Annotated in this window: 12 protein-coding genes and 1 tRNA gene; 9 read left to right on the top strand and 4 right to left on the bottom strand. The window is 40.6% G+C overall.

Annotated elements, in window-relative coordinates; translation table 11 throughout:
- Positions 1-63 precede the first annotated feature (63 nt).
- Positions 64-918, top strand: a complete 855-nt coding sequence (locus CLV57_RS13990) for a WG repeat-containing protein (RefSeq protein WP_100342006.1) — start codon at positions 64-66, stop codon at positions 916-918.
- Positions 919-1,665: 747 nt separating this feature from the next.
- Here CLV57_RS13990 and CLV57_RS13995 read toward each other — a convergent pair.
- Positions 1,666-3,741 (bottom strand): PAS domain-containing protein, encoded by a 2,076-nt coding sequence (locus tag CLV57_RS13995; RefSeq protein ID WP_100342007.1) that lies wholly within the window; start codon positions 3,739-3,741, stop codon positions 1,666-1,668.
- A 1,058-nt stretch (positions 3,742-4,799) separates the two neighbouring features.
- On the opposite strand from CLV57_RS13995, the gene CLV57_RS14000 reads away from it, so the two are divergent.
- The 8 genes from CLV57_RS14000 to CLV57_RS14025 all read left to right on the top strand — a co-directional run bounded on the left by CLV57_RS14000 (position 4,800) and on the right by CLV57_RS14025 (position 11,872).
- Positions 4,800-6,221 carry a S10 family serine carboxypeptidase-like protein gene (locus CLV57_RS14000; RefSeq protein WP_100342008.1) on the top strand — a complete coding sequence of 474 codons (1,422 nt, stop codon included), beginning with the start codon at positions 4,800-4,802 and terminating at the stop codon, positions 6,219-6,221.
- A 10-nt stretch (positions 6,222-6,231) separates the two neighbouring features.
- A tRNA-Cys gene (locus tag CLV57_RS18400) sits at positions 6,232-6,304 on the top strand.
- Between the two features lie 157 nt (positions 6,305-6,461).
- Positions 6,462-7,112, top strand: coding sequence for a TetR family transcriptional regulator C-terminal domain-containing protein (locus tag CLV57_RS14005; RefSeq protein ID WP_100342009.1), 651 nt, complete (start codon positions 6,462-6,464; stop codon positions 7,110-7,112).
- Between the two features lie 24 nt (positions 7,113-7,136).
- Positions 7,137-8,462: an ABC1 kinase family protein gene (locus tag CLV57_RS14010; RefSeq protein ID WP_100342010.1), complete on the top strand. Its 1,326-nt coding sequence runs from the start codon at positions 7,137-7,139 to the stop codon at positions 8,460-8,462.
- Positions 8,463-8,592: 130 nt separating this feature from the next.
- The gene (locus CLV57_RS18710; protein ID WP_262497433.1) at positions 8,593-8,724 is read left to right on the top strand and encodes a hypothetical protein; all 132 of its coding nucleotides are present in this window, start codon (positions 8,593-8,595) and stop codon (positions 8,722-8,724) included.
- A gap of 62 nt (positions 8,725-8,786) precedes the next feature.
- Positions 8,787-10,115 (top strand): paraquat-inducible protein A, encoded by a 1,329-nt coding sequence (locus CLV57_RS14015; protein WP_100342011.1) that lies wholly within the window; start codon positions 8,787-8,789, stop codon positions 10,113-10,115.
- On the top strand, positions 10,105-11,415 hold the full coding sequence (locus tag CLV57_RS14020) for a paraquat-inducible protein A (RefSeq protein ID WP_100342012.1): 1,311 nt from the start codon (positions 10,105-10,107) through the stop codon (positions 11,413-11,415). Before CLV57_RS14015 ends, CLV57_RS14020 begins: the two co-directional genes overlap by 11 nt.
- Positions 11,416-11,560: 145 nt before the next feature.
- Complete coding sequence (locus CLV57_RS14025; protein ID WP_100342013.1) at positions 11,561-11,872, top strand: hypothetical protein; 312 nt, start codon at positions 11,561-11,563, stop codon at positions 11,870-11,872.
- A 298-nt stretch (positions 11,873-12,170) separates the two neighbouring features.
- Here CLV57_RS14025 and CLV57_RS14030 read toward each other — a convergent pair whose 3' ends face one another.
- The 3 genes from CLV57_RS14030 to CLV57_RS14040 all read right to left on the bottom strand — a co-directional run bounded on the left by CLV57_RS14030 (position 12,171) and on the right by CLV57_RS14040 (position 15,852).
- Entirely contained in the window at positions 12,171-13,586 is a 1,416-nt protein-coding gene (locus tag CLV57_RS14030; protein WP_100342014.1) for a S41 family peptidase, read from the bottom strand.
- Positions 13,587-13,648: 62 nt separating this feature from the next.
- The gene (locus tag CLV57_RS14035; RefSeq protein WP_100342015.1) at positions 13,649-14,761 is read right to left on the bottom strand and encodes a TlpA disulfide reductase family protein; all 1,113 of its coding nucleotides are present in this window, start codon (positions 14,759-14,761) and stop codon (positions 13,649-13,651) included.
- 152 nt (positions 14,762-14,913) lie between these two features.
- On the bottom strand, positions 14,914-15,852 hold the full coding sequence (locus tag CLV57_RS14040; protein WP_100342016.1) for a fasciclin domain-containing protein: 939 nt from the start codon (positions 15,850-15,852) through the stop codon (positions 14,914-14,916).
- Positions 15,853-16,297: the final 445 nt, after the last annotated feature.

Below are 16,297 nucleotides of genomic sequence, written 5' to 3' on the forward strand. Positions count from 1 at the left end.
ACTCCCGTTTTGCTTTTAAGGGATTTTTGCTACCTTATCTTCTGTAATATCTCTCAATAACTAATGCGTTTAATATTTGCCCTAATTATCTTCCTATTTTCCGTTGCAAGCTATGGTCAAGGAAATGGACTATACGCTTTTGTTGGAAAGAATAACAAATATGGGTTTATCGATAAGTATGGAAATGTAAAGGTAAAACCCGATTACTTACATGTTACAGATTTCAACGATGGATTGTGTTTTGTATCCAAAGAGGTTACTAATAAAGGACGCAAATGGATATGTATAGATACGATTGGGAACTTCGTTTTTGATATAAGTGATAACTTCCCTGAAACTGGATTTAGTGAAGGCTTTGCAAGAATAAGCAGTTTTACAGAACAATGGTTTGTAAATAAAAAAGGGACAAGGGTTTTCAATAAGACATGGCAAGATGGACAAGGCAACTTCAAAAATGGAGTCGCTTTTGTTAGCGATAAAAAGTTTACTGATTTCTATCCTATTGACGTACATGGAAACAGGTTGGAAAATTCGGTTTATACCCGAATCGAAGTTAATAGTAAGCTGGCCGATCATCCTTTATCACATAAAGACGCACTTATAAAATTTCAACAAGACAACCTATGGGGATTTAAAAACTTGAAAGGGGACATAGTTATACAACCTAAGTTTTATGTAGTTGATAAATTCGAAAATGGTTTGTGTGGAGTGAGAATACATTACGCACCCTTTGTAACAATAAATGATTACTATTTAGACGCATTGATTAATACAAAGGGCCAGGTTGTTAACGAAATACCAATGCATTGTTATTTGGGTTTTCAAGGTGATCTGATTGTATATTACGGCGGCTTTCACTTTTCTGGAGGCGTATTTTATCTTGATAAAAACGGAAAGAGAGTAACTCCTAAGGAATAGATTTTACAGAGCCAAATTCTATAATTTGGAGATGCCCGTTTTGCTTTTAAGAGATTTTTACTTCCAAACCACATCCAGATTTATCAATTATCTCTTTAAGGTCCAATAACCTTCCTTGCTATAAAACATCCTATTTGAAAAAATTTAAATTTTTCTGAAACATTATTCAGCCTTTTGATATTAGTATATTATCAAGAACGACGTACATTGACAGCCTTACAGGACTAAAGAAAGTGAATCGGGCGAATCTCAGGAGGAGCTAAAGATCACGGGAAAGCCTGAACTGGTACAAAAAGACAAGCCCGAGAGGGTATGACGGAAGGTACAGTTAACGGGGTATTATTTATTAAATGCGATTACTCTACGGAGGAAAGCAGTTTAAATAATGACCTTTGAAGGAATTGGAGTTGAACCACCGCCAACTATTAAAAATTCGGTAACGGATAACAGATAGACCGGCGAGGTGCAGGAAAAATGGTTGGTTGGCTTAGGCCAGCGTTATACGCATAAGTAGCGCACCGTTGATCGCCAAATTATCTATATCCATCGGGTTGTAGGTAAACGGAACATGGGAAAACGAAGATGAGATCGGGTCAGTAATGTTACAGAAAACTTGATGCTTTATGAAAAACTACGGTGAGTCATAAAGTTAAAAACGGGAGATCCACTTGAAAAAGACGGACTCCCGTTTTGCTTTTAAGAGGACTTAGATCCCAAATGATGGAAATCAAATTTAGAGGAACGGCTCTATAACTTCATACCCCCATTACTTCTATCAAACAAAGAATTTCGCTTATCTACAAGCAAATGGAAATCAATATTTAGCGTATTTACCTTTCTTTTCCGCTCATATACCTCGTTCAGTTCTATCATAAACTTGTCCATTTCAAGCGCTACGGGATGCAGCTGGCGCGCAAAATGCAGCACCTCTTCCACATCCAGATCTCCCTCATTGATGAGCGTAGTAAGCGCAAGCATTGACGAAACCGGGCGTCTGAGAACGTGCGAAATATCAAACAGTATCTGTTCGGCAGAGGCAATATAATCTACCAGATCGGTGATATCGCGCGTAGCGCCATACCAGATCATTTTCCCGTCTTTGCCTTCCTCGGGTGTGGCCTGCAGCCAGCGCCATCTTATCGCGTCGTTTACAATAACACGGTATTGAAAGCTAATTCGCCCAGTTGTAAGACGTGCTTCCTTCATTTTTTCAGTAAATAACGCCCGGTCATCCGGGTGCCAAACTTCCAGGATCTTTGCAGCGTCGGCCGAAATATCATTCAGATCAGCCCTGAAATTGAATTCCTCTGCTCCCCTGTTAACAAATAATATATTTGGCATGCCGCTTTCCTCTATTTCAAACATATAGGTATTGCCCGGCACTTGGCTGGTGATCTTTTTTATCAATTGTTCTGTTTCCCTTATTTTATCGTCGGCCTTTACCCGTTCCGTAATATTGGTATGGGTGCCTAAACAGATATTGGTAATGTTGCCGTCTTTATCAAGCAGCCGTTTAGCACGTGAAAGGATCCATACCCAGTCGCCATTTTTGTGACGCATACGGAAAATGTTCTCGTAAATATCCTTGTCGTTTCCTTTCATAAAGTCATCGAAAACCTCAACGGCCCGTTCTTTATCTTCAGGATGTAACTGAGTTACCCATGACAAGCTATCCGGACCTTCCCAAACGCCTTGCGGCTCATCATAACCCAACATGGAGAAATATTGCGCGCTATGCCATACTTTATTTGTTTCGTGGTCGTACTCCCATGCGCCGGTGTTAGACACGGCGATAATGGATTTATACCGTTCTTTGTTGGCTCTGAGCTGTTCTTCTGCTTCCTTTTTTTCCGTAATATCCCGGTTGATGGAAATGAACTGATAAACCTCGCCTTTATCATCCAGAAACGGAACCACAGTGGAGTCAACCCAATATAAAGAACCATCCTTTGCCCTGTTACAAAACTCACCACGAAAAGGCTTTCCGGCCAGCATAGCATTACCCATCTCAATAAAGTATTCAGGTGGATGTACGCCGGACAAGAGTATGGTATGTGGCTTACCTATCAGTTCCTCCGACGTATACTTACTCACTTTACAAAAATTCTCATTAACGTAAGTGAAAGTGCCCTCCACATTTGAAATGGCCACAATTGACGAAATATCCAGGGCATATTTGTAATCTTGCAGTTCTTGTTCGCGCACGGAGAGCTCCCGCGATGTGTCATCTTTGGCTGCTTCGGCATTTCTTCGTTTTACCATTTCCCTTTGCATAGAGGTTAGGCTTTTTCTTAGATGATCAATTGCGTAATATTGTAAAACCATTACGGTACCGAAAGGAATAATAGCACTGATCCAACGGCTGAAAGGATCATGCAAAACAACCGTTTCAGGTAAGTGTCCGTTTAATTCCAGCCAGGCGAGCAAAAAGTCGGCAACAATGGTTAATAGCCCTATGGCCAGGCCACCACGGCGGCCCAATAAAAATCCTGCTGTAAGAATAATAGCCGTTTGCGAGAGAATGCCCGGGGCAAAAATACCTCCTGCCGTAATACATGGAATGGTAATGTAAAACCAAAGCATGGTGCAAAGTAACCAGCTGGCCGTGCGCGTATGGCCGTAATAGTTTAAGGCGAGATTAGATACAGCTATAACAATTGCAATGGTTAATAAAAGTACCCACCGTGACCATAGTAACGGAAAATAGAAAAACCCCACAACAACAACCAAACTCGTTGCCAAAGACCAAATAATGGTCAGTGCAAATACCATATAGCTTTGATAGTTCTTTTCCTTGTCGGGCGTTAGCAATAGGTTTTCCATATAGGTAATCAGGTTTATTGGCTTTAGCGCGGCAGGTTTATCCGTGGCTATTTATAAATGTAAGCAACTTGTGCCAATAATCACAAATGGATTAATAGCATTTAGCTCCTGGTATAATCTTAACTGCCAATTATTTAATTAAATGTACTTTTCCTTCAGTTCCTATATAAAAAAGTCAGGCTTTCACTCAAAAAGCTCTCAAAGTGTTGATATTTTTTGTGTTGACAACCCAAATTACAATGACCATGAAAATACTAACGCGTTTTTGCTCCTACCTGTTAACTAATACTTTACAATCAATATTGAACTGTCGGTATTATGTTAATAACCTACCCTCTATTGTTAATATCCTGTTTGTAAAAACGGGTAAAAAAATTTGCATTGAATGCCTTACTCACCGATATTAGAATTATCGGAAACGACGTACTTTAACAGCCTTACAGGATAACGGGAAGTGAATCGGGCACGGTTTTTCGGAACAAGCTAAAGATCACGGTACTGCCTGAATTACACAAAACAAAAACGGCGACAGCCGCGGCAACTGCAATGTAATTACAATAAGGTATTATTAGCCCTGCCAGTTTTTACGGAGATTGGCACCCGGCATAATAGCTTAGCCCGCAGGTATCCTTTTAAAGGGAAGACCTATTATAGGCAAGCCGGTTAACATACGAAACACCGATAGCTTTACGAATAACTACGGTTGAGCGAAAAGTTAAAAAACAGGAGACACATCGCAAGATGCCGTCTCCTGTTTTGCTTTATAGGTATGCTAATCCTCCCACCTCTCTTCAATCTAACCAAAATCTGTTTTTTACTATAATCTACAAAATAGGTAGATTTTATAGATTTTTCTTGTTTTTAATAAAAATGCCTTTTACATTTGTTGCGTCTGCAATACAGACCAAGCAAAATAAAATGTCAGTTAAAGATATTATAGTTAATTTTTTGATGCGAATGCGCATGGCTCAACACAGCATGTGTTGCTGCTGTTGCTGCTAATTCTCTGCGGGGCTCCTCGCCTAACAACATCAATAAATACTTAATATCAATTTTCAATGTTCACATTCTCGCATCAGCGCGCAGTTTTTGTTAAACCCGGCATAACTGCAATAATCTTAGTACTTATATTAAGCTCATGGGCTACAACCAACGGCTTGGTAACACCAGTAACCGGTCATAACCAAATTTCAATTGGCAATAACACGTATAACTACAATGCTACTGCTGCGCATCTGCCGGTAAAAAACAATAACGATAAGGTAGTCGCCGATATATTTTACACAGCTTATACGCTCAATACTACTTCTACCCGCCCGGTAACGTTTGTATTTAACGGTGGCCCGGGCTCTGCTTCGGTATGGCTGCACATGGGTGCATTAGCGCCTGTAAGGGTACAAACAGGTAACGCAAATTATAGCGGCAATCCGCAAACATGGTTACAATTTACAGATCTGGTTTTTATTGATCCGGTAGGCACAGGCTATAGCCGCGCGGCTGAAGGCTTTGACGAAAAGCAATTTTACGGATATAAGGAAGATGTTGAGGTGATTGCGCAATTTGTAGCTCAATATTTAAAAAATGCTAACAATAAACTTTCAGGCATTTATTTGGCCGGTGAGAGCTATGGCGGAGCCCGCGCGGCAGGTTTGGCTGCACAGCTGCAAAACAATTACAATATTAAAATAGCCGGACTAACGCTTATTTCGCCGGCATTGAATTATAAAACGGTTACGTTCAAAACCGGTAATGATGCCGCTTACCCGCTCTATATGCCTACTTACGCGCTTATAGCACAGTATCATAAACAGTTAGCTCCTGAGTTGCTGGCTTTGCCACCGCAACAATTAGCCGCACTTGTTAAGACCTTTGCTAACATTGAGTACAGCCAGTTATTAAATGGAGATACTACCAATGTCAATAGCACTTTAAACAAACTCAGCTATTACACAGGCATTAATAAAAACTGGCTAAAACAACATAACTACCGCATAACTGACCATGAATTTGCACAACTGATTTTGAACGAGGATGGCAACCGCACAGGCATATTTGATGCACGGGTGGCCGGCATCAGTAAAAAAGGCGATCCAAGCGAGGCCGCATTACGCACTACTTATCCAAAGGCTTTGGCAAATTATTTTCAAAACGAGCTTGGCTTTAAAACAGATCTGGATTACAAAGCTACCATTACCATAAGCGATTGGAACTTTGGCTCACGCCGGGCAGGTTACTACCTCGATGTGATCCCTCAGCTAAAACAACTTTTAAAAGAAAACCCGTTATTAAGAGTGCATGTGGTTGGTGGCTATTATGATCTGGCTACGCCCGTTGAAACCATAAAGCAAGCGGTAAGTGAGTTAAACACAGCGCAGGTTAGCAGTAACTATTATAATGCCGGTCACATGATCTACACAGACAACAATGTTAACGCTCAGTTTTATGCCGATAGCAAGGCCTTTTATACAAACATAAACTAACAAAAAACAAGGCGGAGTGACCGAGCGGTTCAGGTGGGAGTCTGCAAAACTCTTTACAATGGTTCGAATCCATTCTCACGCCTCTCTTCTCATATATGGTTTATAAATTGGTTAAGTAAAGGCCCCTGCCCATCAGGGGCTTTACTTTTTTAACTGCACACCTAAAAATTGTTGTTTATTAAATAACAATGACATACCGGCAGGCGTTTATACCGTATATTTGATAAACAACTATTTGCCATGGCCACTAAAGAAACTATCAAAAAAGCATTTATTGATTACGTGCTAACCGAAGGCAAAAGGCCTAACTCGGTTTATGTGTTTGCTAAAAAGCAAAAAATGAGCGAGGCCGATTTTTATGACCTGTATGCCTCTTTCGATGCGATAGAGGAAGGTATATGGACAGACATAGGGCAAACTGTTATCAGTGAAGTTAAAGCGCAGGATGTTTGGGCCGGTTATGCCGCCCGCGAAAAAGCCCTGTCGTTTTTCTACAGCTTTTTTGAACTGCTAAAACGCGACCGCAGCTTTGCCGTTTATAGTTTAAAACACGCGCCTAAGGGTCTGCAAACCCCTAAAGTTTTTGAGGGATTAAAAAACTTGTTCTTAAACTTCAGCGATGAAATATTGAATGAAGGCCTGGAAAGTGGCGAATTATCTGACCGTAAGTTTTTTGCTAAACGTTACAAAGACGCGCTTTGGGCTCAGCTGGTATTTGTGCTGCATTTCTGGATAAAAGACAGCTCAGCAGGTTTTGAAAAAACGGACGAAGCTATTGAAAAAGGCATTAATGTAGCCTTTGATCTTTTCCAGCGCTCACCAATTGATAACCTGTTAGATTATGGCAAGTTTTTAATGCAGAACGGCTCGTTAAAAGAGTTTGTTAGCTAATAGTGGTTTAAGGATACAGTGTGAATGGCAGAACAGGCATCAGAACAAAATAGCATCCCTACAAGTAAGTTGCAACGCTCGGGCAAGTTTGTAAAAACCGGTCTGAAAGTTAGCGGCAACTATATAAAGCATTACTCTAAAAAACTTTTCAACCCTGATCTTGACCGTACAGAGTTAGACGAGGATAACGCTGGAGATATCTACCAATCGTTAAGCGAGCTGAAAGGAAGCGCGTTAAAGGTAGCGCAAATGCTCAGCATGGATAAAAACCTGCTGCCACAGGCTTATGTAAATAAGTTCTCTCAATCGCAGTATAATGCCCCTCCCCTTTCGGGTCCGCTTATTTACCAAACCTTTAGAAAGTATTTAGGTAAATCGCCGGATAAGATCTATGATAAGTTTGAACTGAAATCATCTAACGCTGCCTCCATCGGCCAGGTACATAAAGCCGAATTGAACGACAAACAACTGGCGATTAAGATACAGTATCCTGGTGTTGGCGATTCCATATCATCCGACCTAAAACTCGTAAAACCCTTCGCGCTTCGGCTAATAGGCATGAGTGGCAAAGAGCTGGACGTTTACATGAACGAGGTAGAAGAACGCCTGCTGGAAGAAACCGATTACGAACTGGAGGTGCGCCGCTCTATTGAATTTTCAAAAGCTTGTGCTGATCTTGATAATGTGGTGTTCCCGAAATACTATCCGGAGTTATCGGGTAAACGCATCATCACCATGGATTGGCTGGATGGCATGCACCTGCGTGAGTTTTTAAACACCAACCCATCACAGCAACTACGCGACCAGGTGGGGCAAGCTTTGTGGGATTTTTATAATTTTCAGCAGCATGAGCTGAAAGCCGTACACGCCGACCCACATCCCGGTAATTTCCTTATCACACCTGAAGGCAAGCTTGGTGTTATTGATTTTGGCTGCATCAAAGAAATGCCTGATGATTTTTATTATCCATTCTACTCTTTAATTTATACCCAAACGCTTAATAATAAAGAAGAAACCATAGCAGCGTTCCGCAGACTGGAAATGATATTGCCTAATGATACCGAACAGCAGATCAACTTCTATTACACCATGTACAAGCAAATGATAGGCTTGTTTGCGCGTCCGTATATTGACCCGGTTGTTGATTTTGGCCAGGCCGACTTTTTTAATGAGTTGTATGCTTTTGGTGATAAAATTTCAAAGATGCCGGAGTTTAAACAGCCGCGTGGTGTTAAACATTTCATCTACATCAATCGCACTAATTTCGGGCTGTACAGCATTTTGCATGACCTAAAGGCTCGTGTTAAAACAGATACCTATAAGCCGCATTTTGCTTTAATTTTGGCGTAAAAACAAACAGCGACACCTATCGAAATGTATATTTTACTATACATTTTAAAGTTTGTTACTTAATCGTTATAGCTACGTTTGACACTGGCATGATATTTACACCTATCGTAATCACAAACCACTAATGATTATGAAAAAAGTAAACGTAACTCCAACTGATTTGTTATTAAAAGCTTTAGATCTGGAATTAAAAGCTATGTTAAAAGCCGACCTTAAGGCATTCCGCGCAAAACAAGCCAACAGCAACAAACTGGCAGCTTAATTCATATATTCTATATAATTATCTAACTGTTGGAAAAGCGCCCTTAGCGGCGCTTTTCTTTGATGCCATCCATCTTGACCAATAAAACTACTAACCGATCTTTCTTCTGGGCAAAAGCAGCGCTTATTGTGGGAATGTGTGTATTGGTGGGCGTTGAAGCATATTTTGGCTACCGGCTTAAGCAATTATCCGCTCAACAGGAGGTAGTTAAGGCTGATTATTCTGAGATCAACAACATTGCCTACGGCCTCCTGTCTGTTGAGCAGTGGCAGGATGAGGTGGCCAGCATTGTTAATAAGCAGATCCGTAATCTTAAATTTACTTCCAAACAAAAACGCCTGATGCAGGAAGAGGTGGAAGAGGTTTTAAACGCACTGATAGATAAAGCTGAGGCTATGGTGGATAAAAAGCCTAAAAGCCTCATCGGTAAGATCAGGAAATTTGCCATAAAGACCTTTGTTAAAACGGATAAGATACGAGCACAAGTACCATCGCTTGCGCGTAAAATTATTGCCAAAGCCGACAATCCCAACCAAAAAGCCAAACTGAGCGATCTGGTTATGGATGAGTTTCAGGATCTGAAACAAAGCAAAACGGTTGATAGCACACTTAAGGCCAACCACAAGCTGTTTAACACCATGTACCGCAAATATGGTGTAAGCTCAACTCCGCAGCTAAATTCCAAGCTTAATCAATTATTAGGTTATTTAAAAACAGAAATGTACCGCGATTGCTTTGTTATGCTGGCCTGTATTTTAGTAGTGCTAAGTTTATGGTGGATACTGCGTAAAGAAACGCAATTACATACCACGCTTTTTATGCTGTCGCTGGTGTGCGCGTTTGTATTGTTAGGGGTTGGTTTAAGCGCCTCCATGATAGAGGTGGATTGCCGCATCAAAACGCTTGACTTTACTTTATTGGGCGAACACGTAATTTTCACAGACCAGGTGCTGTTTTATGAGAGTAAAAGCATTTTAGGCGTGGTAAAAGTACTGATAGAGCAATCAGGAGCTGAATCTATTGCCGTTGGGGTGCTTATACTTTGCTTCAGTGTTATTTTTCCGGTGATGAAGTTGAGCTCAACAGGCATTCATTTGTTAGGCAAAAAAAGCATTGCCGAGAGCAAATTCATCAAATACTTCGCTTTTCAGTCTGGCAAATGGAGCATGGCCGACGTTATTGTGATCGCCATCCTGATGACCTATATTGGTTTGAATGGCTTGCTGGAAAGTCAGTTGGCCGGACTTAATGTAAGCAGTAAAGACCTTACCATTATTACTACCAACAATACCGCCCTGCAGCCGGGTTATATCATATTCATCAGTTTTGTGCTGTTCGGGCTTATTCTGTCCACCATCCTTAAAAATATCACGCCGCACCATGCCCACTAAGAAATTAAAATATACCATTTTTAATATCATCTTGCTGGCGGGGTTAAGTGTACTACTGGCGGGTGCAGCTTTTTGCGGCTACAAGTTGCAGCAAATTTCGGCTGAACGCGTGCAAGTGAAAGAGGACTATGCGCTGTCGAACAGTGTTACTTTCGGGTTGTTTTCGGTAGATGAATGGAGTGACAGGATATCAGGCCTCATCAGCGGAAAAATTGACGATTATCATATCACTCCAAAACAGCGTAAAGATATACGTAAAGCGGTGTCCAATGAACTGCATACGCTGATTGCTAAAACCATCAGGGAATTTAACAAACCCAAAAAAGGGTTGGGCAATAAGCTCAAAAAGATCGCTTTTAACATCCTGGTTGATTCGGCAGAACTACAGGCACAGGTGCCACCATTTACCAACCTCATTGTAGCCAAAATTACCAGCAGAAAAAGCGAGGAACGTTTAAAAACCATTGCCGGCAGCAAGGTTGACCAATTGGTTGATCAGATCTATGACAGTACCCGAGTGGCCAACTATGCCGTAACCCAATACGTTTATAAAAAATACAAGGTGTCTGACCCGGAGAACTTCAATAAACAAATACGCCTGCGTGAACTGGAACTCACCAACATGCTGATAAGATATGTATGTGTAATGTTGGGTTGTGTAACGTTGGCTTTGTTACTTTGGCTGGCTATGCGCAAGCATGTGGAGCTGCAGGTAGCGTTGTTTGTATTTTCGCTGGCATTTGCATTTGTGCTGCTTTTCGTTGGAACCACGCTGCCCCTGATAGAGGTTGACGCGCGCATTGACTCCATGAAACTACTAATAATGGACAATACACTGGAGTTTAAAAACCAGGTGTTATTTTACCAGAGTAAAAGCATTGTGGGTATAGTTAACACATTAATGAGTCAGCGAAAACCGGATACCATTGTTGTGGGAGCGCTCATTATGCTTTTTGTACTGGCCCTGCCCCTGCTCAGGTTAATTGCGCAAGGCATCTATGTTTTGAGCACCAAAAAAATTGCCCGCCACCCCGTAATACGTTACATGACCTTTGAACTGGGTAAATGGGATATGGCCGACGTTATGGTGGTTGGCGTATTGATGACCTATATGGGCTTGAACGGCATATTGAAAAGTCAGCTTTCCAGTCTTAATATCCGCACAGAGGGTTTACAGATCTTTACCGATAACGGAACGTCGCTGCAACCGGGCTATTTTATTTTTGCAGGCTATGTAGGTTTTGCCGCATTGCTTGCTTTTATTTTGAAAAGGGTGTCGCCACATGATAATTTCAAGTAATTGTAAAAACACCTGTCATTCCAACCTAAGGAGGAATTTTTTCGAAGCGACAACCCATTTTAGGTTTGTTGCAATAACACAATAAAAGCGTAGCATTGGTTCAATTTCTTATTTTTACAGCAACCATTCCTCTAACATTGGTATTATGGACAATGCTACATATTTAGAAATACAACAAAAATCCAAAAAGAGATTTCCTTTATTAATCGGCATCGTTATATTGTTGGTTGCTGGTATGTATTGGCTGGTACCTGTTGGTGTGTACCACAGCATGGGTAACGTATTGATTGTACCGGTTTGTTTGGCAATTTGTATATTGTCTGTATTTGCTGCGAGTTACGCTTTAAATGCTATTAACCCGGCTAAAGGGCCGAGTAATAGCGCCGGTTTTATAGCTTTTGCAGTTATTGTTATTTCGCTTTTGGGAGTGCGTGCCTGTTTATTTTCAGATCCATAGAATTAGAAAAAAAGGAGCTACAGCAATATGGAGAAATTACCACGGCCGTAATAGCAGATGGCAGCTCATTTTCAACCAGAAAACTGGATCTCTCCAACATAACCTTAAAATTCACCAAAAAAAATGGGGAGGACTGGACTGTGCGCCACAGCATTTCAAAAACCGAATTTGCCCGGCTTTATCAAGGCGAGACTTTACCGATTGTTTATTCTACCCGAAACCCATCCATTATGCGGATCATTCATAACGAAAAGGAATTTTTAGAATATAAATAAAAGTATAATTTCAAGTCATTACCTTACTTAACCGCCTGTTTCGCAATTTCACTTTTTGCGCGCTCCAGCTCTTTATCTACTCCGCTTAAATACTCATTGATGGAGTAAGAAATTGCAATGTCGGGCATCACTCCTCTGCCTTCAGTATTGTCAGGAACCGGTGATTCCATTTGAACGGTGCGCAACTGTAATATCATGCCCGAATGTGGTGTCGTCACGTCTTTTGTTAAACCACCCATTAGCGCGTTACGGCCTCCGCCGGTTTCTTCGCCTATAATCACGGCATTGCCTAATCCCTGCAAATTTGCTGCTAACAAACTTGCAGCAGAAAACGTACAACCATTGACCAATACAAACAATTTTCCTCTAAAATTCGCTGATTGAGGAGTAACAGGTATTGCGCTTCCATATTTTACACGCTCATCTGGCGTTTTAGTTTTGTCGTTTAACACGTTATTATCTACTTTGGCAAAAAGGGATGGCCGACTGATCAGGTAAGAAAACAGGTTTGTAACCGCAATAAAATCTCCACCATGGTTGTTACGCAGGTCAAGAATGAGTGACGTAGTTCTGGTATTTGACAGTCTCCAAAAAACTGAAGCGTATGGTGACAGTAAATCTCCCATCACACCAGATTGGATTTGACCGGGCATCCCATCAAATGGCATCCTCGGGAATGACCCTATCTTTAAATAACCCGTCCCATTTGGTAATAATTTAAAATCTGAGGTTACCTCGCCGATCGGCTGTGGAGGGGTTTTGCGTGGCAAAGCTTTAACTTCAACTAACCGTTCAGTATCATTAAACTTAACTTTAAATAAAATATTCTTTTTAAGGCCGTATAACTGGGTAAAAAGGTCGGGAATCAAACCCATATTTAATGCCTGGGATTTAAAAGTTTGGTTATATCCGTCGGATGGGATAACAGAAAAAAAATCAGCTAACATTTTAGCGGCCGCAATGCCATTAATAGACAATACTTCCGCTCCTGACGGAATTACAACATTCGTTTCAGAAGCACCAGTGATATACAATCTACCCTGTAAAACCCTGTATTTAAATTGCTCAATGGGGTAGATATTTATAGCGGCTGCTTTTGCCGCCTCAACTTCGGTGTTGCTAAGGTTGATACGTATAGAAAGATGACCGTCGCCGATTGATGATAGCACACTTGCTATGCCAAGTCGCAGCGCTATATTCGTTACAGGCCGTTTGAGGCTGCTTTTAAGGCTGTCAATCTTGTTGTCAAATGCCTGCTTGCTAATGTATCGATATAAGTTTGGATGCTCTTTTTCTAAAGAGTTCCTGATGAAATCAATATCCGCCCGGGCATCCTTAACAGAATTTATTTTATCATAAGAAGGGCAATGCAATTGCGCTTGCAATTGGCCGGAAAAGCATGTTAAAAAAACAAATATGGAGAGCGCCCAATATTTCATTTACGGATTTTGTTTGGTGAGCTATAGGTGGTAGCTTTTTTGAACTGCGTTGGCATATCGGCTCAATTTTCAGGAAATATTTGACTCAATTTTTTTGACAATTCTTCGCCGAGTAAATTGATCGCGATTATTTTCCCATCAGGATCTATCAAAAAGTTTGAAGGTACAGCATTTATATTATACAAAACCGCTGCCTCGTTACCCTGACCTTTAAGATCACTTATTTGCGGCCAGGTCAAATTGTCATTTTTGATCGTATTAATCCATGTTTGTCTATTAACATCCGTAGATACGCCAATAATTTCAAATCCTGATTTGGAAAATTTTTTATATATTTTCACAAGCTGCGGGTTTTCTTCACGGCACGGTCCGCACCATGATGCCCAAAATTCCAGTAAAACAAATTTGCCCCTGTAATCAGATAGCGCTACATTTTTGTTATTCTTGTCTGATTGAACAAAATCAGGCGCTAATTTTCCTATACCGAGCGCCGAAGAATTTTTTTGAATCCCTTTTACGGAACGTGTATACTGCGAATCTTTTAATTTACCATCAAACATATTCAATAAATGTTCAACTTCTGACGGATTTAACAATTTGGTCAACGCCAGATGGTTAAGCAATATCATACCGTAAACATTATTAAGATTGCGCAATATTTCTGTTTTATAAAGTTCTGTAATTACACGTCTTATACTATCGGCTTCTGTAAATTTAGAGGCAACTAAAAACTGCGTTCTTTCCTCTTTTAGCGGCGTTACCAATGTTTGTATCTGATGAAGCTTAACGTTTATTTCAGATCCTGATACTTCCATTGACGTAATTTCTTCCACCTTTCCTGTTATTACAACATCACTATTATCCACCCAAAAAGCCGGCGAACAAAAACTTTTTCCGTCGCCTCCGTTGTCTTTAGTTGATGCTATGAGAAGGCCGGCAGGTTCACCAAAATAATTGAATACAAGCGCACCATTTTTTGCATTGCACGAATCAATACCGCTCTGACTTGTGCTGTTTATGTAATAGCGCCCATTCGTTAATCCTTTTATATGAGCTGTTATTTTAATGTGTTTTTTTAACAGCGTTTGAGCGTGCGTTGAGGTAATAAATAATAGCGATACCGCGGCTATGAAAAGAGCCTTACGGCGGTAAATGATAGAAAGTATATATACCATAAGTTTAGGTTTTGATAAATGTAGTGATTTTGCAAATAATAGCAAATTGAGATAGCTTTCCAAATTTCTATTTATAAACAAAGACGGCCGAAGCACAACCCTAAAAAGGGTGCGCTCCGGCCGCTTCACTAAAACAGATACCTCTAACTGAATTAAGGTTTTAAAACATCATCAATAAGGTGTACCACACCGTTGGTAGCTACCATATCGGTAGCTGTGATGTTTGCAGCAGTTGTGTTACTGTTACCTTTAACTTTTGCACCGCCCGATAGCGTAATTTTAACTTTAGCGCCGTTTAAAGTGGTTGGTTCGGCACCTTCAGTAAGGTTACTTGACAATACACGTGCAGCAATTACATGGTAGGTTAAAATAGAAGCTAATGTGTTAGGATCAGCAGTTTGAATAGAAGCAATTGAGCTGAAACCTGCTTTTATAAAAGCTGCGTTGGTTGGCGCAAACACAGTGTACGGACCATTACCGCTTAACACCTGTGCAACATTGGTACTACCTGTACTGGCACGAACTATAGCAGCAACCAAAAAGGTTAAATTAGTATTGCCCTGAGCCATTGCCACAATGTTAGCCGATGGCGGCATAATAACTTTGTTGATTATATGCACAATACCGTTTGATGCCTGTATATCTGCTTGTTTAACAACTGCGCCATTAATAGACACTGCACTGCCATTTTTAACCACATAAGCTTTGGCGGTGTTTACCGTAGTAACTTCGGTGGTACCGGCAGCTATGCTGGCTGCTGTATATTGCTGACCAAGCACATGGTATAGCAATACTGCTCTTAACTGATCAACCGGCATAGCATTGATCTTTTCAACAGTACCAAGGTCGGCCGCTATAAATGCATCATTGTCGGGAGCAAAAACGGTGAATGTGCCTGACCCGGCTAATGTTTCAGCAAGACCGGCGCGAACTACAGCTGCGCGCAATAATGATAAATTCGCATTTGCTGATACTAACGCTGTGATGTTAGCATTGGCATTAGGATCAATGTTGTCGTTGTTTTTTGTGCAAGAAGAAAATAGACCGGCTGTAACCAGTAAAGCCGCTGCAAAAAGTTTAAGTTTTCTCATAGTGATTCGTATTAGTTAATATTTAAATCATAGGAGTTAAACACATTTCTAAAAACGTTGTTTTTAATTGTCTAAATATTTAATGTATTTTATTAGACAAAATTTACCACTTTTAGTGCTATGAGTTTTAAAACGAGTTTATCAGAGTACAAAAATCGTTTCACCCGTCTCATTTTCGTTTCACAGAAAAACGTTATTGAATTAAAAATCAGATTCTTACGATAAAAATCGTCTCACATCGTTTCATATCTTCAGTGAGACGATGGAACGGCTAATCATTATTTGCGTTAGCTATATAATGCCGTCTGTCGCAATCGTATGAGCAGAAATACAGGCTAATTTGTTGTGGGTTAAGGGTCAAAGTTTGTATTTTTAAATCGGAGTCGTTATGTATATCCCATGCAGCGAAGCCGGAACCCAATTATAACCCACATTAACTAAATTA

Source organism: Mucilaginibacter auburnensis (genome assembly GCF_002797815.1).
GTDB classification, from domain to species: Bacteria; Bacteroidota; Bacteroidia; order Sphingobacteriales; family Sphingobacteriaceae; genus Mucilaginibacter; species Mucilaginibacter auburnensis.